The sequence below is a fragment of the Pseudomonas sp. SWRI99 genome (genome assembly GCF_014270125.1).
Lineage (GTDB): Bacteria > Pseudomonadota > Gammaproteobacteria > Pseudomonadales > Pseudomonadaceae > Aquipseudomonas > Aquipseudomonas hamedanensis.
The window spans coordinates 22593-48317 of record NZ_JABWQR010000024.1 but is presented as its reverse complement, the minus strand read 5'-3'; the positions used below and the strand labels follow the sequence as shown (position 1 = coordinate 48317).

24 protein-coding genes are annotated in these 25725 nt (G+C 59.7%); 15 read left to right on the top strand and 9 right to left on the bottom strand.

What is annotated here, in order from left to right:
- Positions 1 to 5 precede the first annotated feature (5 nt).
- The 9 genes from HU743_RS19430 to HU743_RS19390 all read left to right on the top strand — a co-directional run bounded on the left by HU743_RS19430 (position 6) and on the right by HU743_RS19390 (position 8684).
- Positions 6 to 1805, top strand: a complete 1800-nt coding sequence (locus HU743_RS19430; protein WP_186619904.1) for a MotA/TolQ/ExbB proton channel family protein — start codon at positions 6 to 8, stop codon at positions 1803 to 1805.
- Positions 1806 to 1816: 11 nt separating this feature from the next.
- Positions 1817 to 2242 (top strand): biopolymer transporter ExbD, encoded by a 426-nt coding sequence (locus HU743_RS19425; protein ID WP_186551381.1) that lies wholly within the window; start codon positions 1817 to 1819, stop codon positions 2240 to 2242.
- Between the two features lie 3 nt (positions 2243 to 2245).
- Positions 2246 to 2950: an energy transducer TonB gene (locus HU743_RS19420; protein WP_186619903.1), complete on the top strand. Its 705-nt coding sequence runs from the start codon at positions 2246 to 2248 to the stop codon at positions 2948 to 2950.
- Between the two features lie 39 nt (positions 2951 to 2989).
- Positions 2990 to 4687 (top strand): putative porin, encoded by a 1698-nt coding sequence (locus HU743_RS19415; RefSeq protein WP_186650614.1) that lies wholly within the window; start codon positions 2990 to 2992, stop codon positions 4685 to 4687.
- Between the two features lie 15 nt (positions 4688 to 4702).
- Positions 4703 to 5332 carry a DNA repair protein gene (locus tag HU743_RS19410; RefSeq protein ID WP_186650612.1) on the top strand — a complete coding sequence of 210 codons (630 nt, stop codon included), beginning with the start codon at positions 4703 to 4705 and terminating at the stop codon, positions 5330 to 5332.
- Positions 5333 to 5349: 17 nt separating this feature from the next.
- The gene (locus tag HU743_RS19405; protein ID WP_186650610.1) at positions 5350 to 5820 is read left to right on the top strand and encodes a YbjN domain-containing protein; all 471 of its coding nucleotides are present in this window, start codon (positions 5350 to 5352) and stop codon (positions 5818 to 5820) included.
- The gene (locus HU743_RS19400; protein WP_186650608.1) at positions 5817 to 6764 is read left to right on the top strand and encodes a peptidylprolyl isomerase; all 948 of its coding nucleotides are present in this window, start codon (positions 5817 to 5819) and stop codon (positions 6762 to 6764) included. The genes HU743_RS19405 and HU743_RS19400 overlap by 4 nt, the downstream gene beginning before the upstream one ends.
- Positions 6765 to 6923: 159 nt before the next feature.
- Positions 6924 to 7904 (top strand): LysR family transcriptional regulator, encoded by a 981-nt coding sequence (locus tag HU743_RS19395; RefSeq protein ID WP_186650606.1) that lies wholly within the window; start codon positions 6924 to 6926, stop codon positions 7902 to 7904.
- Positions 7905 to 8165: 261 nt separating this feature from the next.
- Positions 8166 to 8684: a GNAT family N-acetyltransferase gene (locus tag HU743_RS19390; protein WP_186650604.1), complete on the top strand. Its 519-nt coding sequence runs from the start codon at positions 8166 to 8168 to the stop codon at positions 8682 to 8684.
- Position 8685: 1 nt separating this feature from the next.
- On the opposite strand, the gene HU743_RS19385 is transcribed toward HU743_RS19390, so the two are convergent.
- From HU743_RS19385 to HU743_RS19360, 6 genes are all read right to left on the bottom strand, one after another.
- Positions 8686 to 9378 carry an aspartate/glutamate racemase family protein gene (locus tag HU743_RS19385; protein WP_186650602.1) on the bottom strand — a complete coding sequence of 231 codons (693 nt, stop codon included), beginning with the start codon at positions 9376 to 9378 and terminating at the stop codon, positions 8686 to 8688.
- 117 nt (positions 9379 to 9495) lie between these two features.
- Positions 9496 to 9948, bottom strand: coding sequence for a DUF2599 domain-containing protein (locus HU743_RS19380; RefSeq protein ID WP_186650600.1), 453 nt, complete (start codon positions 9946 to 9948; stop codon positions 9496 to 9498).
- Entirely contained in the window at positions 9945 to 10874 is a 930-nt protein-coding gene (locus tag HU743_RS19375; RefSeq protein WP_186650598.1) for a halovibrin HvnC, read from the bottom strand. The genes HU743_RS19380 and HU743_RS19375 overlap by 4 nt, the downstream gene beginning before the upstream one ends.
- 74 nt (positions 10875 to 10948) lie before the next feature.
- Positions 10949 to 12343 (bottom strand): hypothetical protein, encoded by a 1395-nt coding sequence (locus HU743_RS19370; protein ID WP_189684931.1) that lies wholly within the window; start codon positions 12341 to 12343, stop codon positions 10949 to 10951.
- Between the two features lie 157 nt (positions 12344 to 12500).
- Positions 12501 to 13415, bottom strand: a complete 915-nt coding sequence (locus HU743_RS19365; protein WP_186650596.1) for a halovibrin HvnA — start codon at positions 13413 to 13415, stop codon at positions 12501 to 12503.
- A gap of 60 nt (positions 13416 to 13475) precedes the next feature.
- Positions 13476 to 14414, bottom strand: a complete 939-nt coding sequence (locus HU743_RS19360; protein ID WP_186650594.1) for a halovibrin HvnC — start codon at positions 14412 to 14414, stop codon at positions 13476 to 13478.
- 229 nt (positions 14415 to 14643) lie between these two features.
- On the opposite strand from HU743_RS19360, the gene HU743_RS19355 reads away from it, so the two are divergent.
- Positions 14644 to 15135: a hypothetical protein gene (locus HU743_RS19355; protein WP_186650592.1), complete on the top strand. Its 492-nt coding sequence runs from the start codon at positions 14644 to 14646 to the stop codon at positions 15133 to 15135.
- A 132-nt stretch (positions 15136 to 15267) separates the two neighbouring features.
- On the opposite strand, the gene HU743_RS19350 is transcribed toward HU743_RS19355, so the two are convergent.
- Positions 15268 to 15489: a cbb3-type cytochrome c oxidase subunit 3 gene (locus tag HU743_RS19350; protein ID WP_186650590.1), complete on the bottom strand. Its 222-nt coding sequence runs from the start codon at positions 15487 to 15489 to the stop codon at positions 15268 to 15270.
- Positions 15490 to 15503: 14 nt separating this feature from the next.
- Positions 15504 to 16931, bottom strand: coding sequence for a cytochrome-c oxidase, cbb3-type subunit I (gene ccoN / locus HU743_RS19345; protein WP_186650588.1), 1428 nt, complete (start codon positions 16929 to 16931; stop codon positions 15504 to 15506).
- Between the two features lie 435 nt (positions 16932 to 17366).
- On the opposite strand from ccoN, the gene HU743_RS19340 reads away from it, so the two are divergent.
- Entirely contained in the window at positions 17367 to 18341 is a 975-nt protein-coding gene (locus HU743_RS19340) for a hypothetical protein (protein ID WP_186650586.1), read from the top strand.
- Between the two features lie 225 nt (positions 18342 to 18566).
- Positions 18567 to 19244 carry a DUF3313 domain-containing protein gene (locus tag HU743_RS19335; RefSeq protein ID WP_186623637.1) on the top strand — a complete coding sequence of 226 codons (678 nt, stop codon included), beginning with the start codon at positions 18567 to 18569 and terminating at the stop codon, positions 19242 to 19244.
- Positions 19245 to 19456: 212 nt separating this feature from the next.
- Here the strand turns inward: HU743_RS19335 and HU743_RS19330 are convergent, their stop codons facing one another.
- Positions 19457 to 20251 carry a hypothetical protein gene (locus tag HU743_RS19330; RefSeq protein ID WP_186650584.1) on the bottom strand — a complete coding sequence of 265 codons (795 nt, stop codon included), beginning with the start codon at positions 20249 to 20251 and terminating at the stop codon, positions 19457 to 19459.
- A gap of 352 nt (positions 20252 to 20603) precedes the next feature.
- Here HU743_RS19330 and tpx point away from each other — a divergent pair, with 352 nt between their 5' ends.
- From tpx to HU743_RS19315, 3 genes are all read left to right on the top strand, one after another.
- Positions 20604 to 21104 (top strand): thiol peroxidase, encoded by a 501-nt coding sequence (tpx, locus tag HU743_RS19325; protein WP_186552307.1) that lies wholly within the window; start codon positions 20604 to 20606, stop codon positions 21102 to 21104.
- Between the two features lie 174 nt (positions 21105 to 21278).
- Positions 21279 to 22583 carry an MdtA/MuxA family multidrug efflux RND transporter periplasmic adaptor subunit gene (locus tag HU743_RS19320; RefSeq protein ID WP_186552306.1) on the top strand — a complete coding sequence of 435 codons (1305 nt, stop codon included), beginning with the start codon at positions 21279 to 21281 and terminating at the stop codon, positions 22581 to 22583.
- On the top strand, positions 22580 to 25681 hold the full coding sequence (locus HU743_RS19315; RefSeq protein ID WP_186650582.1) for an MdtB/MuxB family multidrug efflux RND transporter permease subunit: 3102 nt from the start codon (positions 22580 to 22582) through the stop codon (positions 25679 to 25681). Before HU743_RS19320 ends, HU743_RS19315 begins: the two co-directional genes overlap by 4 nt.
- Positions 25682 to 25725: the final 44 nt, after the last annotated feature.

Genomic DNA, 25725 nt, shown 5'->3' with positions numbered 1-25725 from the left:
CGTCCATGCAACGCCTCTTTCTTTCGTTGTTGATCTGCCTGGGCTTCGTGCTCCCGGCCACGGCCCAGGCCTGGTGGCAGGACGACTGGCATTACCGCAAACAGATTGCCGTCGACACCACACCGCAAGGCGCGGCGATCAATCAGGCTCTGGGCCGCACCGCGCTGCTGGTGCGCCTGCACACCGGCAACTTCACGTTCGATGGTGTGAAAGAGGACGGCTCGGATCTGCGCTTTGTTGCCGCCGATGACAAAACCGTGCTCAACCACCAGATCGAAAGTTTCGATGCGCTGATGGGCATGGCGCTGATCTGGGTCGATGTGCCGAACGTCGAGGGCGGTCAGCGTCAGGACATCTGGATGTACTACGGCAACCAGAAGGCGCCGGCCACCGGCAACGGCCAATTGACCTTCGATCCGAATTACACCGCGCTCTATCACTTCGACGGCGCCACCGGCACGCCGGCCAAAGACACCACCGCCTACGGCAACACCGCACAAAGCGCGACCGGCGCGGCAATTGACGGCGTAGTAGGGCGCGCATTGCAGCTCAGTGGTCAGCCATTGCTGCTGCCGGCCAGTCCTTCGCTGCAACACAACACCGATAGTGCGTTTACGTTCAGTGCCTGGTTGCGTCTGGATCAGGCCAATGGCGAACAATTGATTCTCGCTCGTCGCGAGGGCACGCAAAGTCTGCTGATCGGTGTCAACCAGGGCGTGCCGTTCGTGGAGATCGACGGCCAGCGCGCCGCTGCCACGCAAGCGCTGACTCCGGCGCAATGGCAACACGTCGCCCTGACCGCTCAAGGCTCGAAGGTGACGCTGTACCTCAACGGTCGTGAAAGCGCAGTGTTGGCCCAAGCGATGCCGGCATTCAACTCGGTCATGGCCATCGGCGCCGATCTGCACGAAGGTGCGTTCCAGCCATTCGTGGGCGCCATCGATGAGCTGCGCCTGTCCAAAGTCGCCCGCCCGGCCGCGCTGTTGCTGGCCGATGCGACCTCGCAAGGCGCCGAGTCGAAACTGGTGGCTTACGGTGTCGATGAAGAACAGTCCGGTTTTGGTTTCGGCAGCCTCGGCTTTCTGCTCAACGCAGTACCAATCGACGCCTGGGTGATCATCGCGGTGCTGGTGCTGATGATGTTCCAGTCGTGGGTCATCATGCTGCGCAAGAACCGCACCCTCGGCCGCGTCACCGCCGCCAATGAAGATTTCCGCGTGCAATTCGCCAAGGTCGGCACGCGCCTGGAGATGTTCGCCGACGACGCGCAACTCGCCCAGCGCTTGCAGCATTCGCCATTGTGGCGCCTGTATCTGGTGGCGGTAAAAGAGATCCGCACCCGCCGCGAGCAGGGCGCCGACACGTCATCGGTTTCCGGGGCAACCATCGAAGCGATCCGCTGTTCCATGGACGGCGTGCGCACCCGCGAAAACCAGCAACTGAGTTCGAAACTCTCGACCCTGTCCAACGCCATCGCTGGCGGTCCGTATATCGGCCTGCTCGGCACGGTGCTGGGGATCATGGTGGTGTTTCTCGGCACGGCCATGGCCGGCGACGTCAACATCAACGCCATTGCGCCGGGCATGGCCGCCGCTCTGCTGGCCACGGCGATGGGCCTGTTCGTCGCGATCCCGGCGCTGTTTGGCTACAACCGCCTGATCACCCGCAACAAGGAAGTCAGTGCCGACATGCGCATCTTCGTCGACGAGTTCATCACTCGCCTGGCGGAGTTGCACGGCGAGAGCCAGCTCAGTGAGTCGGCGCATGCGCGCGGCCATCACGCCAACCACTCTGTACCGGCCTGAGGAGCACTGACATGGCGTCCGTAAATGCCTCCCACGACGATGAAGAAGATGCCGCCGTCGACAGCATCAACATCACTCCGCTGGTCGATGTGCTGATGGTGGTGCTGGTGATGTTCATTCTTACCGCCACGGCGCAGGTTTCCGGGATTCAGATCAACCTGCCCAAAGCCAGCGCCTCGGTGTCGCTGTCGGAAGCGAAAACCAAGGCGATTTCGGTCAACGACGGCGGCCAGGTGTTTCTCGATGCCTACCCGGTGACGCTCGCCGAGCTGGAAGAGCGCCTGCGCATCGAGAAGGCGCAGAGCCCGGATTTTCCGGTGATCGTGCGCGGTGACGCGACCGTGCAATACCAGAAAGTCATTGAGGTGCTGGACCTGTTGCGCCGGCTGGAACTGTCGCAAGTCGGTCTCGTGACCGGCAAACCGAGCCAGGGCTGAGCCATGACTGCACAACTCCCGATCGAGCCGCCGCCCGTGAAAAAGTCGCCGCTGCGCTTTGCCAAGTGGGGCGCCGGGTTGCTGATCGGCGCGCTCGCCGCGTGGTTCCTCTGGCAGTGGGCCAACGACATGAGCGGTATCCGCCGTGAAGCGCCGAAGGTGCCGACGATCATTCCGCTGCCGCCACCACCGCCTCCGCCGCCGGAGAAACCGCCGGAGCCGGAAACCCCGGTGGAAGAAAAAGTCGTCGAGCCAGAACCGACGCCTGAACCGCAAGAGGTCAAGCCTGAAGAAGAGGCGCCGCCATCGCCGGCGGATGATCTGGCCAACCCGATGCAAATGGACGGCGATGCGCAAAGTGGCAACGACGCGTTCAACATCGGCGCGGGCAAGGGCGGCGGCATGGCCGGTGCTGGCGGCGGGCGTCTGGGCACGGGTACGTACAGCCAGTTTCTGGCGTTCACTTTTCAGCGTCTGCTGCGCGAGAACCCCGACCTGCGCAACCTCGCGTTTTCGCTGCAAGCGGATGTGTGGCTGAGCAGCGTCGGCGAGATCACCCGCGTCGAGCTGATCAAGTCCAGCGGCAATCCGCAAATCGATACCCAGGTGCTGGCCGCGTTACGCGGCGCGCCGGCCCTCAGCGAACGGCCTCCGGCCTCCATTACTTTGCCTGTGCGCTTGTCCCTGCAAGGGCGACGTCCGGGTTAATTCATTTATTCGAGCTTTGGCAAAAGGAGTTGTGTGCAGATGATTTCCAACGTGAATCGATTGTCCCTGGCGGTCGGCATGGTCATTGCGACCCTGATCGGTCAGGCCGTGGCAGCGCCTGCGCCCTCGGAAAACGCCACGATCAATCTGATCCGCTTGCTGGTCGAGCAGGGCATTCTGAAACAGGACAAGGCTGACGCGCTGATCGCTCAGGCGCAGAACGAAGCGGCCCAGGCCAAGCAGGCTGCGGCGTCTACCGCTGTGGCGGCCGGGCCGGTCGCGGCGCCGGGCGATGTACGCGTGCAATATGTGCCAGCGGCGGTGCGTGACCAGATCCGCGATCAGGTCAAAGCCGAAGTCATGGCCACCGCCAAACAGGAGAACTGGGCGGCGCCCAACAGCTTCCCGGAATGGGCTGCGCGCATCAGCTTCGACGGCGACATCCGCCTGCGTGACGAATCGCGTTATTACTCGGGCAACAACAGTAACGAAATCGTCGACTTCGCCAAGCTCAACAACAACGGCCCGTACGACGTGAACCCCAACAGCAGCACCAGCCTGCCGCCGTTGCTCAATACCCGCGAAGATCGCGAAAACCTGTTCCGCCTGCGCGCCCGGCTGGGCATGAAAGCGGTGATATCGCCCGAGTGGACCGCCGGTATCCGCATCGGCACCGGCTCGGACAACAACCCGGTTTCGACCACGCAAAACCTCGGCGGCGGTTTCGCCAAGAAAGACATCTGGCTCGATCAGGGCTATCTGAGCTGGAAGCCGATGGATGAATTGACGCTGACGGGCGGGCGCTTCGCCAACCCGTTCATGTCCACCGACATGCTCTATTCCAACGACTTGAACTTCGACGGTGTGGCAGCGATTTTCGACCACAAGCTCAACCACGATTGGGGCGTGTTCGGCACGGTCGGCGCGTTCCCGGTCGATTACACCAACGACAGCGCCAGCAGCAATGGCTTCGATAAGGAAGAGAGCGACAACAAGTGGCTGTACGGCGCGCAACTCGGCGCGAAATGGGCGATCAACAGCAACAACCGCTTGAAAGGTGCGCTGGCTTACTACCGCTTCGACGACATTCAGGGCCAGCGCTCCAGCCCTTGCGAGCCGTGGGCCGGTGCGCCGGGCTGCGACAGCGACGGCACGCGCGCGGCGTTCATGCAGAAGGGTAACAGCGTGTTCCTGCTGCGTGACATCACACCGAACCCGCTCAACCCGACCACGACGCCACAACCGCAGTACGTGGGGCTGGCGTCCGAGTTCAACCTGCTCGACCTCAACCTGGTCTGGGACGCCGACCTGCCGCAAGACTTCAAGCTGCGCAGCCAGGGCAACTACATCCACAACCTCAGCTACGACGAAGGCGAGATGCGCAAGCGCTCGGCCGGGCAGATCGTCAACAACCTCGACAGCAATGGCGACATCGAAAGCGGCGCCAACGCGTGGATGGTGCAGTTCACCCTTGGCAACGCGCTGGACCTCAAACGCAAGGGCGACTGGAACCTGTTCGCCGGCTACAAGTACATCCAGCCGGACGCCTTGCCGGACGGCTTCAACGACTCGTCATTCCACCTCGGCGGCACCAACGCCAAGGGCTATTTCATGGGCGGCAACTATGGCCTGGCGAAAAACGTGTCGGCCACCGGACGCTGGATGAGTACCGAGGCGGTGTATGGCGCGCCGTTCGACATCGACGTCTTGCAGCTTGAGATCAACACGCGCTTTTAAGCGCCGGGAGAGGTTATGAAAAACCGCTTGTTAGGGCTCGGACTCGGCCTGTTGATCGCCACCGGGGCGAGCGCCGAAGGCATGGAAGAACGCTTGCGCACGCAACTGCGCAGCACCGCCCAACAGTTGCAGGCCCTGCAAAGCCAGCAGGCCCAGGCCAGCGCCGCGCAATTGGCGGCGCAAAACGAGGCCCAGGCTGCCCAGGCGCAAATCAAGCAATTGACGGCCGAACTGGCCAAAGCCAAAGGCCTCGCCGAGCAACTGGCCGGGCAACAACAGAGCCTGCACAGTCAGGCCCAGGCGCAAGTCGCGGCCAGTGCCGAGCAGACCGGCAAGTTCAAAAAGGCCTATGACGATTTGCTGGTTCTCGCGCGCGGCAAAGAAGCCGAACGCGCGAAGCTGCAAGCGCAATTGGCTGAACGTGACACACAAGTGCAGCAATGTTCAGTCAAGAATCAGCAAATGTACGACGTCGCCAAACAGATCCTCACGGCCTACGAAAACATCGATGTCGCCGAGGTGATGAAAATCCGCCAGCCCTTTGCCGGTAGCGCCCGGGTCAAGTTCGAAGAGCTGGCCCAAGGCTTTGGCGACGACCTTTACAAGACGCAATTCGACGCGCCGCAAGCAGCGCTCGCTCACTGATGAACAAGGAAGCAGTCATGACTCAATTGATCACCCACGTTTCACCGCAATCACTGACCGATGTGCTGCAAGCCGCCGGTTATCGCGTCAACCCGAGTGAGCAGAACGGCATCGTCCAGTTGCTCAGCGCCAGCCAGGGCATTGGCTACGCCGTACGTTTCGGTAATGCGGCGGTGGAGCAGGGCAGTTACGTCGATTTCACGTTCAGTTGCGCGCTGCGTGTGCAAGGTGAGTTGCCCCAAGGCGTAGCCGAGGAATGGAACGCTACCCGACGTTTTGCCCGGTTGTCGTTGCAAGGCGAATTTCTGGTCATGGAAATGGACGTGGTGGTGGCTGCGGGTGTGAGCAACGATCACCTGCGTGGCAATCTGGAGTTGTGGGATCGGCTGTTGCAGGAATTCATCGTTTACCTGCGCGACTTCAGTCAGGCCCCGGCGGCGCAGGCGGCGAAAGTTGTCGTTACTGAAGAAGAGGAAGTGACGCTGTGAAAAAGCCTGCCATGGTAGTCAGCGCTGCCGCCGTGGCGCTGTTGGTGGTGGCCGTGGCGCTGGTGCTGCGACCTGGAAGTGATCCGGTCGCTGCCCAGCAACCGTCGTCGGCAGCCGCGATTGCGAGCGGGCCAGCGGTGGCACGACTGGGCAATCAACAGGTCTCGCCTGAAGAATTGCAAGCATTGCTCGCGGCGGTCCCGCAGCAGACCCGCGAGCAACTGCGCGGCAACCGTGAGGCGCTGGAGCGCTGGATTCGCACACGTCTGGCCGAGAAAGCAGTGTTGGAGCAGGCGGATGCGCAGGGCTGGGCGCAGCGGCCCGACATCGCCCGGCAGACCCGGGCGGCGACCGAGCAGATCGTGTTTCGTGATTATTTGCGCTCGGTGAGTCAGGTGCCGGCCGACTATCCGAGTGCGGCCGAGTTGCAGCAGGCGTATGACTCCGGCAAGGCCAACTGGCAGACGCCGGCGCTGTACCGGGTCAGTCAGATTTTCCTCGGCGTCAGTGAGGCTTCGAATGTGGAATCGGTGCGCAAACAAGCGCTTGAGTTGAGCAAGAAAGCCCAGTCAGCACCGGGCGAATTTGCAGCGCTCGCTACGCAATATTCGCAGGATCGCGTGACGGCAGAGCGGGGTGGTGATACCGGCCTGCAACCGTTGCAGCAACTGGTGCCAGAAGTGCGCGGCGCGGTGGCGCGGCTCAAGGTGGGCGCCGTCTCCGATCCCGTACAAAGCATTGCCGGATTCCACATCATCAAACTCACCGAGCAACAACCGGCGCGCACTGCGACGCTGGACGAACTGCGCGACCAACTGACCCAGGCCTTGCGCGCGCAACGTCAGGAGCAGATCGCCCAGGCCTACCTCGACGGCATGCTCAACACCGCCACGCTGAGCATCGATGGTGCTGAACTCAACAAAATTCTTGAGGAAAAACCCTGATCCCAGCCCCCACACAAATCCCCCTGTAGGAGTGAGCCTGCTCGCGATAGCAGTGTGTCAGGTTTAGTGATGTCGACTGAAACACCGCTATCGCGGGCAGGCTCACTCCTACAAGGGAATTGCGTAACGACAACCACATAGATCGACAGGGAGTCATCGATGTCATTCACCGAACCCGCAGGACGCGCCAACACCGGCGATTACCGCTCGCCGTCCAACAAACCCGAACCCTGGCTCACCCAGGCCGCGACCATCGACAATGAAGTCGCGCAATACTTCCTGGTCAGCGCCCGCTGCGGCTGTTTCATGCAAGCAGCGCGCAGCCTCAACGTACGCTCGACCCTGTTGCGCAAACAACTGGCGCAACTCGAACAGCAACTGCAACACAGTCTGTTCAGCTTCCAGGGCAGCGCCCTCAGCCTGACCCGCGAAGGCCAGCAGCTACAGGCGAAACTGATCGCCCTGGCCCATGAACGCAAACTTCCGGTGGTCGAGCAGCCACTGATTCGCCTGGCCGTCGCCGAATCGATCCTCCACGACATCCTCGGTCGCGACCTCATCGCATTGCTGCGCCGCAACGCCAGCGTGCGCCTGGAAATCATCGCGCTGGACAGCGAACTGTCGCTACGCGCCGTCAGCGCCGACGTCGTCCTCTGGCTGGCTCATGGCGACACTCCACAACCCGGCCCGACCTTCGCCACCAGCGAACCCCAACAACTCGCGCGTCTCGACTATCTGCCCCACATCGCCAAACGCTACAGCCGCGTCACCGCCCGCCCCGAAACCACCGACGACCTCGCCGATTTCATGCTGGTGCAATGGCAGCATGATCGACAGATCGATAGTTTTCGCCCGTGGAATGAATTGGTCGAACAGCGTCTGGCCGGGGTGGTGCAGATGCAGAGTTATGAGCTGATGCTTGAGATGATTCGCTGCAGCGCGTGCATCGGGTTGTTGCCTGCGTATATGAGCCGGTTTGATCGGGGGTTGATTGCGTTGCCTGGGTTGTTTGCCGAGCCCATGCAGCTACAAGCATGGCTGGCGATCAGTACCGATTCGCAACACACGCCCGAAGTCCGGATGCTCGCCGACCTCATCCATCACACCTTTTCCGAGCGCCTGGACTGGTTTCAGTCCTGACCTTGATCCCAAAGGATCTGCACTGGGCCACATTTTTTGCGTCCGACAGAGATCAAATGTGGGAGCGAGCCTGCTCGCGAAGAGGCCAGCACGGCCACCGCCTGATTCAGCCGGCCGACATCACCCCGGCAACTCCGGATTATCCAGTACCCGGTTCGTGGATTGGATGTGGGTTCAGTAGAACCCACATTTTTAATCTCGCCAGACTCAATACCTCCAGTTTAGAGTGATCGGCCACACCTCGATCACGGACAGATCCTCATGCCAGACCCGAACCCCGTCATCCACCTCGATCGCTTCAACGAATCCCATCTCGAGGGTATTACCGCGCTATACAACGACCCCGCCGTGGCGCGGCAGGTGTTGCAGATGCCGTTCCAGTCCACCGAAATCTGGCGTCAACGGCTGCTGACGGACAATGAACGCGCTGTGAAATTGGTCGCTCTGCATCAGGGCGTGGTGATTGGCAATCTGGGGCTGGAAGCGCACTCGCGGATGCGCCGGGCGCATGCCGGCAGTTTGGGCATGGCCGTCGCCGTGGCGTGGCACGGCAAAGGCGTGGGTTCGAAGTTGTTGGCGGCGGCGCTGGATGTCGCCGACAACTGGATGAATCTGCACCGCGTCGAACTCACGGTGTATGCCGATAACGAGGCGGCTATCGGACTTTATCGCAAGTTCGGCTTTGAGACCGAAGGCCTGTTTCGCGATTACGCGGTGCGCGACGGGCAGTGGGTCGACACCCTGAGCATGGCCCGTCTGCGCGGTTCGTCGAAGGCCTGACTCAGTCGCCCAAGGCGAACGCCACCGCCGACTGCGCATGCAGTTCGGTGGTGTCGAGCAGAGGCACGGCGCTGTGTTCGGGTTTGATCAGCAGGCCGATTTCCGTGCAGCCGAGAATGATCGCCTGGGCACCGCGTGCGGTGAGGGATTCGATCACCCGCTGATAGATTTGCCGCGACTGATCGCTGATCACCCCGACGCAAAGTTCGTCGTAGATGATCCGGTGCACGTCCTTGCGTTCGGCGTCGTCGGGCACCAGTACGGTCAGGCCTTGGGCGATCAGGCGTTGCTTGAGAAAGTCCTGCTCCATGGTGAACGCCGTGCCGAGCAAGCCGACCGTATGCGCATTGATCGCCAATGCAGCCTGAGCCGCCGGTTCGGCAATGTGCAGAAACGGAATACTGATCGCCGCCTGAATCTGCTCGGCGACCTTGTGCATGGTGTTGGTACACAGCACCACGCATTCGGCGCCGCCGGCTTCGAGCCTGCGTGCAGCATCGACCAGGATCGCCGCCGCGTCGTCCCAGCGCCCGGCGTGCTGGGCCTGTTCCACCGGGCCGAAGTCGACGCTGTGCATCAGCAATTGCGCCGAGCGCAACGGCCCGAGACGATCACGGACCTGCTGGTTGATCAGGCGATAATACTCGGCGCTGGACTCCCAGCTCATGCCGCCGATAAGGCCGATGGTGCGCATTGAAATTCCTCGGGCAGTGGTTGGGTTCAAAAACTCTGGACATGCCCGAAGTGTCCTGTGATTCAAGTCGACACACCAGTGTCCGATGAACTGTATCGCTCATTTTTCACGCACGTGTCATGGTGCCTTTTCCGGCAACGGGGTGACGTGATTACAGCCCGCCTCCAGTGTTTTGGCGTAACCGACGTCCGGGCGCCAGGGTTCGAGGATCCATTGCGGCTTGTCGCGTGCGATCGCCATGTGGCAAATAAGCTGGTGGCGCAGGCCGTGTGTATTTCGCCAGAAGCGGCTGTTGGAGTAATCGCGCGACAGTTCATCCCAGATAAAGGGCGTAGCCGGTTCCGTTGTTCTTCTTGCACACGTAGTCGGTGTAATGGCAAAAGCCCATTGATAGTCCCGATAAAACCAGTAAGCACTTTCTATGTACCGGTTACAGCGCTCGACGGTAAGGATGAAACTCTCATCGGCAGCAGCCTGCGGCGTATCAGCCGCGTTGGCGCCGCAAGCGACGGGTCCCAGACCTGCCAGCGTCCAGAGGAACAAATTGCGTGGTGTCCAGAGCTTGTTCATTGGGTGACCTCCTGGTCAGTTGCAACGTAAGTGAAAGTGGCCGTCCCGGTGGCGCTATTGGGTGGTAACAGGCGAATGATCGGCACCCATCGTTTCGGATTGGTTGAATTGTAAAAGTCGCGCTGGTTGTACTTGGCATCCGCGAGCGGTTTAGGGTCACTGCCACCGGAGATATAAAAGAACGCCAGAATGGGAAAGGTGTTGGCCCGGCCCGCAAGCCATGTCTTGATGATGACTTCGTTGTGCTCGTTGAAACCCACCGCCCCCAACATGCCTTTGGCGCGCAACGATTGATAGAACGCGGGCGCAGCCAGGGTATTGCGCTCGTCGCGAACATCGAAAGCGCATTGGCGAAGATTCTTGTTATCGGGTGCTCTGTCCCACGCTGCTTTGAATTGTTCTGCGGTGGTCACATTCGCGGTATGGCAGTAGCCGCTCTCCGGATACGAAGGGCTAGGGATGCAGACACCGTTTTTTCCGCGATGCCAGCCCCAGGAGTCCATTGGGTAGGAGCACAGTACTAGCAGTTGGTCGGTCGTGGCTGGGCGTTCGAGTACGGGATAAAGAATGTAGCCGTTGCCATAGCCCCAGGCCAACCGACCGAAGTTGGTATCCGCTCTGAGATACGAAAACGAAACGCCGCCGCTGGTTGTGGAGATAGGACTGGGTTCCCAGACTTTGTAAGCGTTGGCAGGATCTTTCACCGTCACTCGGAGCATCACACCAGAGCATAGAAAAGACGGTTGCGAGTCCACTTTGTTGCAATTGGGAAACTTGCGAGCGTACAGCGTGGTGAGATAGGCAGCGGTGGCGGGACCATCCAAGGCCAGAGTGCCACTGCTGTTTGTTACTTCGGGCAGTTGCGATGGGCTTTGTGAGCAACCGAGCAGCAGCGCGACCAGCAATGAGGCGATTATTGTCCGCATGACTTATTCCTTGTCTCGTCAATGAAAAACTGAAGCGACATCCGAAAAAAGGTTTCGCTCCAGGTCTGACGTACTTAAAGCCAGACCCTGCGGCACCATGAAAAAATCAAGGGTTCGTTTGTCCCGGTTCGCTTGAGTGTGTAGTTGAACAACACAACCCTGCCGCGGTTTTCTGTGATCCATGCCGACGGAATCGGGATGTTTGTGTAATCCGGATCGCGGATCACCAGCTCTTCGCCGTAGCGCACAAAAACACCATGCAATGCCACGCGTACCGTATAGGGGCCGTCGATTAATGCAGGGTAATAAGCCCTTAAATTGGTAAGGTCGGAGTTCAGTGTGGGCTCGACCAGCAGATGTTTCTGGCCGGTAACGGTCAGATCCAGATCACGCGAAGTAAGGTCTTGTGTGGTACCGGGCAGTCTGGCGGTATAGGTCAACTCGGCATGACCTGAGCCAGCCGTATCGATCACCTCCAGGCGTGGAATCAGAAACGTTAATGTCTGCCCGGGACGGCTAACGGTCTGCGTATCTGTCAGGTAGGTAAAGGTACGTCCCAGCCATTTGACTTTTACTGTTTGCCCTATGTCGGAGCCGGTGTAATTGACTTCAACGGTGGCGAACTCGGCGGTATAAAAATCTCTGACGAAGTTCAGTTGAGTGCCGTTGAGCTCCTTCGCCTCCAGCACTCGCGGTGACCGAAGATCGAGTTCCGGTTGCTTACGGATATGCACATTTACCAGCGTGGCGACGGACCAGATCGCCTGCGGCCCTGATGAATTGCCGAGTTGGTCGATAACCCTGAAGCGCAACGCAAATCCGGGGTTGTCTTGCCAGAAGTCATCGGCAAAGAGTTTTATTACTACTGCACCTGTGGCTACCTGAGAAGCAGTGACGGTGTGTGATTTAGTCTGCCCGTCACAATCAAGCGTAATGATGTCTTGCTCGCGTATATGGATGTAGCGCAGCGTGACATCAACGCCCGCTGCCGCACGTGCAGCGTCGATACCCTTACTGATGACATCGGCCGGTAGCGTCATGACGAGGTTCGCGTTCGCCCCGCTTCCTGCAACCTCGCCACCGGGACGCGGGCGGTTGTACAGGACTTTCAGCGCGAGCGACTCCACGGGGTCTTGGGGTGGGCGCGTCACTTGCAGACGGATGCGATTGATGCCGTTTTTGATCAGATCAGCGGGCAGGTCCAAGGTGAACTGCTGGTTTTCTTCGCCCCGCTGGATAGTTTTGGTAATTACCGGTATTTGGGAATCTTCGAGCAATACACCGGCCGTGTCGAAAGCGGCCTGGTTCAGCCAAGGATCGATGAGCAACTTGAGGTAGCCATCGGCAACTAGTGACAGCGGCACGCCACCGTGTGGATTTTCCGGATGCTGTATCGCTGTTACCCAACCTGGAATGATCACGGGCGCGATGTTTTGCGGTAGCGCATCAGGGTTGCTGTCTGCTGGCATGGTCTTCGTCCGGTTGGCGCAATCAGGGGTTATCTAAATCCCTTTGGCGCCGGCTGCCTACTGTCAGATATGACAGGTAAAACGGGAATATCATTACCGTTCGTCGTATTTGTGCCAACACGTCGGCGATGCCTTTGGCAGCCCGCCGACGCTCGAACTATTTGACCTGATCAGCCGCGCTGTATACGAATCGTGCATCGGCGCTCGGGCTGGTGGGCAGAATGATTTTTATGATCGGCACTACCTTGCCGCCGGTTGAATCGAAAAAATCTTTCTGGTCGAACTGCGCGCCTGCCAGGCCACCTTCCAGATAAAAGAACGCTTCGATGGGCAATTCTTTCGGAATGTTTTGCGGCCACGTTGCCAGAATCAGTTCGAGGTAATCGTGCTGACCGGCAAAGAATCCTTCCAGTTGATGGGCGCGGATGGTCTGGTAAAAAGAATCTGCACCCTGATTGTTCATGGAGTCGCGTACATCGAAACTGCAAAGATTCCAGGTGTTGCTCCGGCGATTCGCTATCCAGCCTTCGGCCGTGGTGATGCCGATGGTCTGGCAACGTCTGCTTCGGTCAGGTGAATAGGGATGGGCGCCGCAACCGGGGGCTTCTCTGAGCTGTGTCGCGCCGTCGAGGGGGTAAGAGCAAAGCACTTCGATTTGGCGTGTGCCGATCGGACGTGACAACACCGGATAGAAGATGTAGCCGTTCTTCTGGCCAAACACGAGGCCGGTAAATTTGGCGTCCTTGCTCAAATACGAAAAAGACACGCCACCGCTTTTCTGCGAATGCGGGCTGGGGTTCCAGGCCTTGTACGCGGTGGAGGGAACAGTTGAGCGTAAAACGATGCCTCGACACAGGAATGCCGGCATCGACGATGCACCACAGTTGGTCCTGACATCGTTGTAACGAGCGGTCAGGCTGGTCGCAACTTCGGCGCCGTTTTGCGCAGTGCTGGCTACGCTGCTGGTGATGGGTGGTTCGTGGTCCGCAGGGGCTGATGATACGTCCCCGTCACTTTTGCATCCCGCCAGAAACAGCGCCAATACCAGCAGCAGTGGATAATGCTTGTTCATGTGCCAATCTCCTTGCTCATGCGGTATCGCGGTTCACAGGTGGCCGGACGGCGTGGCCGTTCAGGGTTTTACTAACTGATCGGCTTCGACGTATTCGAACCGGGCCTGATCAGCTACGGTTGACGGTGGAAACAAGCGAATGACCGGCACCCAGAGCCTGGCAGTAGTCGAGTCGTAGAAATCCTTCTGATTGCCTTGAGCCTCGGCCAGGCCGGCATTCGAGCCTCCGGCGACAAAGAAAAACGCCATGAGCGGAAAAATGTCTTGCTGGTTTTGCGGCCAGGTGCTGGCGACGATTTCGTTCTGTTCAACGAAATGCGTCGGGTTCTGACTCAACATCCCGCGAGCCCTCACCGATTCGTAAAATGGCGCTGCGGCTGGCTTGCCGGTTGCTTCCGACACGTCGAATCCGCATTGCCGCAGGTGATGTGCGTTGGGAAAAGTGTCCCATCTGGTTTTCCATTGTTCAACGCTGGCTACACCGGCACTCTGGCAGCGCTTGCTGGTGTCGGGGTAAGAGACGTAATGACCGCAAGGCGTTGTCCGATTCCAGGTCCAGCCATCGATGGGAAAGGAACACAATATGTCTAGATCGACTTTGTTGGGCGCGGGCGTATCGAGGATGGGATACACCATGTAACCGTTGCCGTGCCCCCAGGCCAGTCGACCGAACTTCGAATCTGTTCTGAGAAAGGAAAACGACACTCCGCCGTTTTTCACCGAGGTTGGGCTTGGGTTCCATACATGGTGAGTCTCGCCAGGGTTTTTTTTCGTTACTCGAAAAATAATGCCGGAACACAGGAATGCTGGCTGGTTGGCTGAGTTGTTGCAGTTGGTAAATTTGCGGTTGTAGTACGTGGTCAGCAACGACACGACTTGTGGCCCCGTCATGGCCGCGCGGGGGTTGTGGCTACCGTGAGATTCGGATGCAGGCTGCTTGTCGACCTGAGCACATGCTGTAAGCATCGCGAACAAACCGACCAGAAAAATGTTTTTCATAAAGTGTTCCTAGGCGATGTTGCTGTCGAATCACCCGTTCAGTCATACCTCGATTAGATCCCAGGGAAGCGAGTAGGGGTACTGTCATATCTGACAGGTAAATAATCTAAATTCATACCGTCTGTCGGATGGGCGCGATGCGCACGCCACGTGAAGTTGCGCTTTATCGTACGTAGACGTTTCGATCTGCCACTATCGAAGCTCGCAACGCCTCCAAAGGAACACCGCAATGAACGACGTACAGCAACTGGGCGAAATGCTTCGCCACTATGCCGAGAGCGAAGCGCACAAGAAGCAACTGTTCGAGACGCAATCGGCGACATGGACCACGCGCATCGCCGCGTTGTTCGGCGATATTCAACAATGGCTGGAGCCCGTGCAGGCACCGCATCTGCTGGAGGTGACTCGTGAAGCCTATGTGGCGTTCGGGCCGAGCGCTCCGGTGGAAACATCGACCTTTAAAACTGAAAAGCTGAGCATCGTGATTGCCGGCAAAGCGGTGGAGTTCGTACCGGATGTGATGGGCAGCGGCGGGCAGATTTCGCTGGCGGTGATGGGGCTGACGGCGGCGCGCTACGGCAGTATCTCGCTGGTGGGCCTGGCGGATGGCGGATGGCAATGGCGCAAGACCAATGGCCTCAAGGATCCGGATACGTTTGTGTTTGATGCGAACTTCCTCGCTCAGCAACTGCAAAGCCTGATCCCTAGAGACCGCGCATAGTCCTCACGGACTGACTCCATTCCCCTGCGGGAGCGGGCTTGCTCGCGAAAGCGGTGTTTCATCCAACATCTTCGGTGACTGAACCACCGCCTTCGCGAGCAAGCCCGCTCCCACAGAGGGGCTGCGACAAGGCTACATATCGAGGTTGGTCCAGCCCGGTCTGGTTTCTTCCGGCGCCACCGCGTTCACGGTTTTCCCGGTCGCCAACTCCACCCGCCGCGCCACCTCCGGGTCATCGGCAAAGGGCACCATGCTCGCTTCATCCAGACTGTCCGCGGTTTCGCGACGCAGGCAGTACTCCACCGCCAGCCACAACAACACCACGCCCAGCACATCGAACACAACCTCAACCATGACCGACTCCCGTCTCAGGCAATCTGCGCTTCACGCTGCGCCACGGCAACGTCCGCCACGCGCACCGTGCGCCAGACGTTGTAGGCCATCAGCAACATGCCGGTCAGAAAGAACACGCCACCGGCAAAGCGCACGACGAAGCCCGGGTGACTGGCCTGCAGCGCTTCGACAAACGAATAAGTCAGCGTGCCGTCCTCGTTGATTGCTCGCCACATCAGGCCTTGCGTGATGCCGTTGACCCACATCGAGGCGATGTACAACACGGTGCCGATGGTTGCCAGCCAGAAGTGCAGGTTGATCAGCGGCGTGCTGTACATCTGCTCGCGGCCGAACACTTTCGGCACCATGTGATAAGTCGCGCCGAACGTGATCATCGCCACCCAGCCCAAGGCCCCGGCGTGAACGTGGCCAATGGTCCAGTCGGTGTAGTGGGAGAGGGCGTTGACCGTTTTGATCGCCATCATCGGCCCTTCGAACGTCGACATCCCGTAGAACGCCAGCGACAACACCAAAAAGCGCAAAATCGGATCGGTGCGCAACTTATGCCAGGCGCCGGACAGCGTCATCATGCCGTTGATCATCCCGCCCCAGCTCGGCGCCAGCAGGATCAGCGACATGGCCATGCCTAGCGACTGCGCCCAGTCGGGCAGGGCGGTGTAGTGCAAATGGTGCGGGCCGGCCCAGATGTACAGGGTGATCAGCGCCCAGAAATGCACGATCGATAACCGGTACGAATACACCGGCCGGTTGACCTGTTTCGGCACGAAGTAATACATCATCCCGAGAAACCCCGTGGTGAGGAAAAAGCCCACGGCGTTGTGCCCGTACCACCATTGCACCATGGCGTCCGTGGCCCCGGAATACACCGGATAGGACTTGAACCAATCCACCGGGATCGACAGATGATTGACCACATGAAGCATGGCAATCACTAGAATGAACGCGCCGAAAAACCAGTTGCCGACGTAGATGTGCCTGGTTTTGCGCCGCACCACCGTGGTGAAGAACACCACGGCGTAGGCGACCCAGACCACGGCCATCCACACCGCACCGGAGAACTCGATCTCGGCGTACTCCTTGGTGGTGGTGTAGCCCAGCGGCAAGGTGATGAGCATGACCACAATCACCGATTGCCAGCCCCAGAAGGTGAACGCGGCGAGGCTGTCCGAGAACAGCCGCACCTGACAGGTACGCTGCACCGCGTAATAACTGGCGGCAAATTGCGCGCTGCCGGCAAAACCGAAAATCACCAGGCTGGTGTGCAGTGGGCGCAAGCGCCCGAAAGTGGTCCACGGCAGGTCCAGATTCATTTCCGGCCACACCAGTTGCGAGGCGATCCACACGCCCATCGCCATGCCCACCACACCCCAGAAAACGGTTGCAATGACGAATTGGCGGACGACCTTGTAGTTGTAGGCCTGCCCGACTGTTGCTGTGCTCATGGTCAGTTCATCCACGGTTGCCAAGTCTTGCCAGGCCTCCTGGTCTGGCATGGGGTGCACTGTAGGAACCGCGGCGCCAACAAAACAGGCTCAGGAAATGTTGATTTGAGCAGATCAGATTCCGAGGCGATCTGCGGCGGGTTTGCCGCTTTTGATCGGGTGCCTTGCCTATTCGATGCTTCTGTTCCATGCCCCGGTCCCTGTAGGAGTGAGCCTGCTCGCGATAGTGGAGGGTCAGTCGCCTCATTTCTAACTGACAGACCGCTATCGCGAGCAGGCTCACTCCTACAGGGAGAGAAGGCACATACCGGGGAAACCCTTAGATCCCGGCCCAACCCGGCATTTCCCCTTGGGTCGATGGTGGCCTTTTGGTAGAGTCGCCGTCGCCAGCGGGTTTTCGGCTGGACGAGGGAATCGAAGAAGGGAGTCTGATCAGTGAGTCCGGGCAAAAAAATCCTCGGCCTCACGGCGTTGCTGTTGATGGTGACGCTGTGGGCCAGCTACTTTTACGTCTTTACCGAAAACCGCGACGGCCAGCTCGGCGGTGTCGGTGAAAGCACCGCGTGGTGCGGCACACCGCCGACCACGGAAGCGGCGTTGCTGGGCAAGGACCAGCTGACCTTGCGTATCACCAACAACCTGCGCGGTGAGTTCATGCTCAGCGGCTCTGTGGTGGTCTCGGAGCGCACCTTCAACCGTTATGATCTGAGCCGCAACGAATTGCGCCTGCGTCTGGAACCGCTGCAGTGGTCTTACGGCGCCACGCCGATTTTCCTCGAGCAGGTCAAGGTTCAGCCGCTGAGTCGCAATCTCTCATCGACCAACAAAAGTGCGTTCGCCGAGCTTGAACCGCGACCGATCGGTGTGCGCGGGCAGGTCACCGGGTTTCCCTTCGACACCTATCGCTACGGCTACAAACCGGTGCTGTATTACCTCAAGGGCAGCGAACGCGTCGACCTGCGCTTCAAGAACATCACCACGCTGATGGAGATGTCCAACACCTTCACGCCGATCCAGAAGTACAACCGCGTCGAGTACATCAACGAACCCAACACGATGATCCGCGACGACGATTACAAACCTTACGCAGCGCATGAATGCGCCTTCAGCGTCGAGCGCAAGGGCGCGTTCAAGGCCGTGGTGTTGTTGCTGCTGCTGGTGCTGTGCCTGCCGCTGATGCTGGTGTTCTATCGTGATGAGCCTGGGATCGACTTTCTGGCGACACTGGTCGGGGTTGCGCTGGTGCGGGTGCTGCTCATCGGGCCGGTGCAGGATTTCCGTCTGTACAACATTGATTTTCTGTTCGGCGCGGCAATTTTGCTGGTGGGCACGGTGTCGCTGATCAAGGCGATGCGTATCAATAGCCGGCGAGAGATCGCGTTGCGCAGTGGCGAGACGTCTGCCTGGTAGAGCGATGTCGTTGAAAAGCCTCTCACTTTGACGCTCTCCCGAGGGTGAGGGTGAGGGTGGGGTGAGGGGCCCGTCTACAGCTGGTCACGTCTATCAAATGAGCGCTGTGATCGCGTGCGCAGCGTTGCGTGAACTTTGTGATTTGTAATCGCAATTGCCGCGCTTTTAGCTATACCTGTAGCTCCCCCTCTATAAAAGTTTGGGCCTTCTGACAGGAGTTACAGCATGAAGCTAGCAGTAATGGTGGGCACGCTGTGCATTGCCACCCTGGGTGTGGTGGGTTGTTCGAGCAAAACCGTCGCTCCCGACCAGTACTCCGGATTTCTCAAGGACTACAGCCAACTGAAAGAGACCAAGTCACCGTCCGGTGCCGAAGTGATGCGCTGGATGGACCCGAAACTGGACATCAACAAATTCTCCAGTGTCTACGTCGAACCCAGCCAGCTCTACCCCAAGCCGCAAGCGACCGAAAAGATTCCACAGCAAACCCTCAATGGCATCACCAGTTATTACGATCAGGCGCTCAAGCGTGAGTTGAGCAAATCGCTGCCACTGGCCACCGGCCCCGGTCCTGGCGTAATTGTTGTGCGCCCGGCGATTACCGCCGTCAGCAGCAAGACCGAAGGCCTGCACGTATATGAGGTGATTCCGATTGCGTTGGTGGCCGCCGCGGTGAGCACCGCTACCGGTATCCGCGATCAGGAAACCACCCTGGCCACCGAGGCGGTGTTCATGGATGGCGCCAGTAACAAGGTGGTGGCGCAAGTGGTGCGCAAGGGCACCGGTCAGCCACTGGAAAACTCATCGCAGGTGATGAAAGCGACTGACGTCAAAGCAGTGATCGATGGCTGGGCGTCGGATATGCATCAGACCTGGCTGAAGCTCAAGGCTGAAGCCAAGTAATGCGTCGAGGCTGACGGCCTCTTCGCGAGCAGGCTCGCTCCCACTCCAAGTCAAAGTGAACTCAAGTGTGGGAGCGAGCCTGCTCGCGAAAGCGGCCTGACGGTCGCCGATTTACTGCCCGACAAACCAGCGAAAATACGGATTGCCTAGCCGTTCGCAGGGATTAATTGTTTGGTTTTGTGCCGCGAGTCGCCTTCACGGGGGAACGAGGGCTAAAGTTTCGCCGCGTGCAAATCGAGCCACTCATAGACAGCGTTCATTCGTACGCCTATGAACGACCCGGCCTTACGCTCCAGCTCGATAAGAATCGCGACCGCGCAGGTAGGATAAAAACCATTGCTGCGCGGGATATAGTCGAAGCAGCCCTGGATCAGGCCACCGCTCATGCCATCGGGGTCAGGCGCCTGAAGGGGCAGATTGTCATCGTTGAAGTTGCCGGTTTTGGAAAACTCCAGTGCGACATGGTATTCGGGCAGGAAACGGTGGTGGGGGAAGACCTTGGCGCTTGTATCATTGGTGCCGTAGACGAAGCATTCGGGGATGAACATGCGATTGAGCCGAGCGGCTTTTTTTGCCAGTTGCGTATTTTTCGGACCGGGGTAACCAATGAGTTGGTAAAACTTGATCCGTTCACTGTTTGCCGGGGTTTCAATCAAGTCGCGCTGGATGAAATTGATCTCGCCGTTGCATTCATCCAGAACTTCATCCGGCACCACCATTGCGCCGATGTCGAACGGGTCTTTGCTCCGGCTGCCCTGTGTCGCACTGGTGTTGGAGACCAAGGCTTTGATATAGGGAAGTTTGAACACCTTGTTGGCGGCGTACAGATAGGCTGCTTCTTCGCCCTCGAGGTCTTCGAAAACATGGGCGGCACTGATAATGAGCAACTTGCCGTCATGAAAGAAGAACGTCCCGGAACCGATGGGGTCGTACACATCGCCTTTTTTCAGCATGAACATCACAACAGACTTTCTAAGCATGCAGCATAACCCCTGATCCTTGAGCACCGACGCGTCCGTTAAATGGCCGCGTCGCGAGTTTATGACAGGGAGGGGGTATGGCAAAGCAACCCGTTGCCGGGTCGGTCTCAGGTGTTTTTCTTTGCCAGTTCGCGGACGCGCTCCGCTCTTCTGTAGGCCTTGGCCTGCTCGCGATAGCGGTGTGTCAGCCAGTACATATGGCACAGATACACCGCTATCGCGAGCAGGCCAAGGCCTACAAGGGAGTGCGGTGGGTTGTATACAATCGCGGTCGCCAGCAACCAACAATTTCACACAGGGCATAGGTCGGCGGCCGATTTCGTGGTTAACTTCCGCCTCTTGCATGTTTTCCAATCACACCATCAGAAGGACTCAAGTCATGGCTCAAGTCACCCTTAAAGGCAATCCGGTTCAAGTCAACGGCCAATTGCCACAAGCCGGTTCCAAGGCGCCAGCCTTTTCCCTGGTCGCCGGCAATCTGTCCGACGTTTCCCTGCAAGACTTCGCCGGCAAGCGCAAAGTCCTGAACATTTTCCCAAGCGTTGACACGCCGACCTGCGCGACCTCCGTGCGCAAGTTCAACGCTCAAGCCAACGAACTCGCCAACACCGTGGTGCTGTGCATTTCCGCTGACCTGCCGTTCGCCCAGGCACGTTTCTGCGGCGCTGAAGGTCTGGAAAACGTGCAGAACCTGTCGACCCTGCGCGGCGCCGAGTTCATCGAGAACTACGGCGTGGCCATTGCCGACGGCCCGCTGAAAGGCCTGACCGCTCGCGCCGTGGTGGTGCTGGACGAAAACGACAACGTCCTGCACAGCGAACTGGTCAAGGAAATCGCTGAAGAGCCGAACTACGAAGCGGCACTGTCCGTTCTCAAGTAAGGCTTTTACAATTGTTAACGGCCTGGCCCTGTCCAGGCCGTTTTCATTTGTGTATCAGTGTTTTGCCTCACACCTTGAAACGTCAGTGGAAGGTAAATTGCCGGTAAAGCTGCTTTGCTAAATCCCTGCCAGTGCTTATCGTTCAGCCTCCCGTAAAAGAAGCCCACGCGCCCAATGGTTAATCACTCCATGCAATCGTCCCCCCGTCACTCCCGTCGCTGGCTGATCAGCCTGCTGGTCTTGTTGGTCATCGCCGTCCTGTGCTGGAAATTCTGGCCCGCCGGTTCCGCTGACAAGGCTGGCGGCGACAAAGCCGCCGGGCATACCGGGCGTTCGGGGATGATGCGGCCGGGCTTCGGCGGCGGCAGCGGGCCGGTGCCGGTGCGTGTGGCGCCGGCGGTCACGGGCGATTTCCCGCTGTACTACAAGGCGCTGGGCACCGTCACCGCGCTCAACACGATCAACGTGCGCAGCCGGGTCGGCGGCGAATTGGTGAAAATCCATTTTGAAGAAGGGCAGATGGTCAAGGCCGGCGACTTGCTGGCGGAAATCGATCCGCGTCCCTACCAGAATGCCTTGCTCCAGGCCGAAGGTACGCTGCTGCAAAATCAGGCGCAGCTGAAAAACGCCCAGGTCGACGTCGAGCGCTATCGCGGTCTTTATAAAGAAGACAGCATCGCCAAACAGACCCTGGACACCGCTGAAGCGCTGGTCGGTCAGTACCTGGGCACGGTCAAGACCAACCAGGCGGCGGTCAACGACGCCAGGCTCAATCTCGAATTCACCAAGATCCGCGCGCCGATTGCCGGTCGCGTCGGCCTGCGTCAAGTCGATGTCGGCAACCTCGTCACAGCGAACGACACCACGTTCATCGCCGTCATCACTCAGACCCAGCCGATCAGCGTCGCCTTCACCTTGCCGGAAAACAGCCTGGAAACCGTGCTGGCCCGTTACCGCAGCGGCGCGAAACTGCCGGCGGAGGCGTGGGATCGCGGCGATACCAAACTGCAAGCCACCGGCGTGCTGCAAAGCCTCGACAACCAGATCGATGTCGCCACCGGCACCCTGAAATTCAAGGCCCGTTACGACAACCGCGATCAAGCGCTGTTTCCCAACCAGTTCGTCAACGTGCACTTGCTGGCCGACACGCTCAAGGGCGTGGTGCTGGCCCCGTCGGCGGCGATTCAGTTCGGCACTAACGGCACCTTCGTCTACGCGCTGGACGGCGACAAGAAAGTCACCATCCGCCAACTGAAGATCGGCGCCAGCGATGGCGAAAACACCGTCGTCACCGAAGGCCTGGCCGCAGGCGACCGTGTGGTGCTTGAAGGCACCGACCGCTTGAAGGAAGGCAGCGAGGTGGAAGTGGTCAACGACAGCAATCAAGTGCCGACCACGCCGACCGAACACCTGCAAGGCAAGTCCGCCGCCAGCACCCCGGACGCCGCCGTGACTGACAAGGCCAAGAAGGGCGCATGAACATTTCGCGGCTGTTCATCCTCCGTCCGGTAGCCACCACCCTGAGCATGCTGGCGATCGTCCTGGCCGGTCTGATCGCCTATCGGCTGCTGCCGGTGTCGGCGCTGCCGCAGGTCGATTACCCGACCATCCGCGTCATGACCCTGTATCCCGGCGCCAGCCCGGACGTGATGACCAGTGCGGTCACCGCGCCACTCGAGCGCCAGTTCGGCCAGATGCCGGGCCTCACGCAGATGGCCTCGACCAGTTCCGGTGGCGCCTCGGTGCTGACCCTGCGTTTCAGCCTCGACATCAACATGGACGTCGCCGAGCAACAGGTGCAGGCCGCAATCAACGCCGCGACCAACCTGCTGCCGACGGACTTGCCGGCGCCGCCGGTGTACAACAAGGTCAACCCGGCGGACACGCCGGTACTGACCCTGGCCATCACCTCGAAAACCATGCTGCTGCCCAAGCTCAACGACCTGGTCGATACGCGCATGGCGCAGAAAATCGCCCAGATCAGCGGGGTCGGCATGGTCAGCATTGCCGGCGGCCAGCGCCAGGCCGTGCGGATCAAGGTCAATCCCGAGGCTCTGGCCGCCGCCAGCCTGAACCTGTCCGATGTGCGCGCGCTGATTGCTGCCTCCAACGTCAACCAGCCGAAAGGTAATTTTGACGGCCCGACGCGGGTGTCAATGCTTGATGCCAACGACCAACTGACCTCGCCCGAGGATTACGCCAACCTGATCCTCGCCTACAAGAACGGCGCGCCGTTGCGGCTCAAGGACGTCGCCGAAATTGTCGATGGCGCCGAAAACGAGCGCTTGGCCGCTTGGGCCAACCAGAATCAGGCGGTCCTGCTGAACATCCAGCGCCAGCCCGGCGCCAACGTGATCGAGGTGGTTGACCGCATCAAGGCGCTGCTGCCGAGCATCACCGACAACCTGCCGGCCGGCCTCGATGTGACGGTGCTGACTGACCGCACCCAGACCATCCGCGCCTCGGTCACGGACGTGCAGCACGAACTGCTGATCGCCATCGCGCTGGTGGTGATGGTGACGTTCCTGTTCCTGCGCCGCGCCAGTGCGACGATCATTCCGTCGGTGGCCGTGCCGCTGTCGTTGATCGGCACCTTCGGCGTGATGTACCTGGCCGGCTTCTCGGTCAATAACCTGACGCTTATGGCGTTGACCATCGCTACCGGTTTCGTCGTCGACGATGCCATCGTGATGCTCGAGAACATCTCGCGCTATATCGAAGAAGGCGACAGCCCGATGCAGGCCGCGCTCAAGGGGGCGAAGCAGATCGGCTTCACCCTGATCTCCCTGACGCTGTCGTTGATCGCAGTGCTGATTCCCCTGCTGTTCATGGGCGATGTGGTCGGCCGCTTGTTCCGCGAGTTCGCCATTACCCTGGCGGTGGCGATCCTGATTTCCCTGGTCGTCTCGCTGACGCTGACACCCATGATGTGCGCGCGACTGCTCAAACGTGAGCCTGAGGCCCATGAGCAGGGCCGTTTCTACCGCACCAGCGGCGCCTTCATCGACTGGATGATTGCTGAATACGGGCGGATGTTGCGCTGGGTACTCAAGCACCAGCCGCTGACCTTGCTGGTGGCGATCGGCACGCTGGCGCTGACCGTGTTCCTTTATATGGTCGTGCCCAAGGGCTTCTTTCCGGTGCAGGACACCGGGGTGATCCAGGGCATTTCCGAAGCGCCGCAGTCGATTTCCTTTGCGGCAATGGGCGAGCGTCAGCAGGCGCTGGCGAAGATCATTCTCGAAGACCCTGACGTGCAAAGCCTGTCGTCGTACATCGGTGTCGATGGCGACAACGCCACGCTCAACAGCGGGCGCCTGCTGATCAACCTCAAGCCCCACGGCGAGCGCGATCTGACCGCGACTGAAGTGATCGCCCGCCTGCAACCGCAACTGGACAAACTGGTCGGCATCCGCCTGTTCATGCAGCCGGTGCAAGACTTGACCATCGAGGACCGCGTCAGCCGTACCCAGTACCAGTTCAGCCTGTCCTCGCCGGATTCCGAGCTGCTCAGCCAGTGGAGCGGGCGGCTGGTCGAAGCGCTGGCACAGCGTCCGGAGCTGACCGACGTTGCCAGCGACTTGCAGGACAAGGGCTTGCAGGTCTATCTGGTGATCGACCGCGACGCCGCGTCACGCCTCGGCGTTTCGGTGTCGAACATCACCGATGCGTTGTACGACGCCTTCGGTCAGCGGCAGATCTCGACCATTTACACCCAGGCCAGCCAGTATCGCGTGGTGCTGCAAGCGCAGGCCGGCGAGAGGATCGGCCCGCAGGCGCTGGATCAGATCCATGTGAAAACCACTGACGACGCCCAGGTGCGGCTGTCCAGCTTGGCGCATATCGAGGAGCGTCAGGCGCAATTGGCGATCAGCCACATCGGCCAGTTCCCGGCGGTGATGATGTCGTTCAACCTCGCGCCCGGCGTGGCGCTGGGGCATGCGGTGGACGTCATCGAACAGGTGCAGCAAGAGATCGGCATGCCGGTTGGCGTACAAACCCGCTTCCAGGGGGCGGCCGAAGCGTTCCAGGCTTCGCTGTCGAGTACCTTGCTGTTGATCCTGGCGGCGGTGGTGACCATGTACATCGTGCTTGGCGTGCTTTACGAGAGTTATATCCACCCGATCACCATTCTCTCGACGTTGCCGTCGGCGGCGGTAGGCGCTTTGCTCGCCTTGCTGCTCAGCGGTAACGATCTGGGGATGATTGCGATCATCGGCATCATTCTGCTGATCGGTATCGTCAAGAAGAACGCGATCATGATGATCGACTTCGCCCTCGACGCCGAGCGCAACCAGGGCATGGCGCCGCAGGAGGCGATCTATCAGGCGGCGCTGTTGCGCTTCCGGCCGATCCTCATGACTACGCTGGCGGCGTTGTTCGGCGCGGTGCCGCTGATGCTCGCCACCGGTTCGGGCGCCGAACTGCGCCAGCCGCTGGGCCTGGTGATGGTCGGCGGGTTGCTCATGAGCCAGGTGCTGACTCTGTTCACTACGCCGGTGATTTACCTGTACTTCGACCGCCTTGGCCGTCGGTTTGGCAAGAGCAAGACTGAAGGCGAAGAGGTCGCGGTATGACTGGGAAAACAGCTGCAAGCTTCAAGCTTAAAGCTGCAAGAGAA

Bases quoted from the DNA above. Each gene is read 5' to 3' on its own strand.
- HU743_RS19430 (WP_186619904.1), top strand. From the start codon at position 6: ATGCAACGCCTCTTTCTTTCGTTGTTGATCTGCCTGGGCTTCGTGCTC.
- HU743_RS19425 (WP_186551381.1), top strand. From the start codon at position 1,817: ATGGCGTCCGTAAATGCCTCCCACGACGATGAAGAAGATGCCGCCGTC.
- HU743_RS19420 (WP_186619903.1), top strand. From the start codon at position 2,246: ATGACTGCACAACTCCCGATCGAGCCGCCGCCCGTGAAAAAGTCGCCG.
- HU743_RS19415 (WP_186650614.1), top strand. From the start codon at position 2,990: ATGATTTCCAACGTGAATCGATTGTCCCTGGCGGTCGGCATGGTCATT.
- HU743_RS19410 (WP_186650612.1), top strand. From the start codon at position 4,703: ATGAAAAACCGCTTGTTAGGGCTCGGACTCGGCCTGTTGATCGCCACC.
- HU743_RS19405 (WP_186650610.1), top strand. From the start codon at position 5,350: ATGACTCAATTGATCACCCACGTTTCACCGCAATCACTGACCGATGTG.
- HU743_RS19395 (WP_186650606.1), top strand. From the start codon at position 6,924: ATGTCATTCACCGAACCCGCAGGACGCGCCAACACCGGCGATTACCGC.
- HU743_RS19390 (WP_186650604.1), top strand. From the start codon at position 8,166: ATGCCAGACCCGAACCCCGTCATCCACCTCGATCGCTTCAACGAATCC.
- HU743_RS19385 (WP_186650602.1), bottom strand. From the start codon at position 9,378: ATGCGCACCATCGGCCTTATCGGCGGCATGAGCTGGGAGTCCAGCGCC.
- HU743_RS19380 (WP_186650600.1), bottom strand. From the start codon at position 9,948: ATGAACAAGCTCTGGACACCACGCAATTTGTTCCTCTGGACGCTGGCA.
- HU743_RS19375 (WP_186650598.1), bottom strand. From the start codon at position 10,874: ATGCGGACAATAATCGCCTCATTGCTGGTCGCGCTGCTGCTCGGTTGC.
- HU743_RS19370 (WP_189684931.1), bottom strand. From the start codon at position 12,343: ATGCCAGCAGACAGCAACCCTGATGCGCTACCGCAAAACATCGCGCCC.
- HU743_RS19365 (WP_186650596.1), bottom strand. From the start codon at position 13,415: ATGAACAAGCATTATCCACTGCTGCTGGTATTGGCGCTGTTTCTGGCG.
- HU743_RS19360 (WP_186650594.1), bottom strand. From the start codon at position 14,414: ATGAAAAACATTTTTCTGGTCGGTTTGTTCGCGATGCTTACAGCATGT.
- HU743_RS19355 (WP_186650592.1), top strand. From the start codon at position 14,644: ATGAACGACGTACAGCAACTGGGCGAAATGCTTCGCCACTATGCCGAG.
- HU743_RS19350 (WP_186650590.1), bottom strand. From the start codon at position 15,489: ATGGTTGAGGTTGTGTTCGATGTGCTGGGCGTGGTGTTGTTGTGGCTG.
- ccoN (WP_186650588.1), bottom strand. From the start codon at position 16,931: ATGAGCACAGCAACAGTCGGGCAGGCCTACAACTACAAGGTCGTCCGC.
- HU743_RS19335 (WP_186623637.1), top strand. From the start codon at position 18,567: ATGAAGCTAGCAGTAATGGTGGGCACGCTGTGCATTGCCACCCTGGGT.
- tpx (WP_186552307.1), top strand. From the start codon at position 20,604: ATGGCTCAAGTCACCCTTAAAGGCAATCCGGTTCAAGTCAACGGCCAA.
- HU743_RS19320 (WP_186552306.1), top strand. From the start codon at position 21,279: ATGGTTAATCACTCCATGCAATCGTCCCCCCGTCACTCCCGTCGCTGG.
- HU743_RS19315 (WP_186650582.1), top strand. From the start codon at position 22,580: ATGAACATTTCGCGGCTGTTCATCCTCCGTCCGGTAGCCACCACCCTG.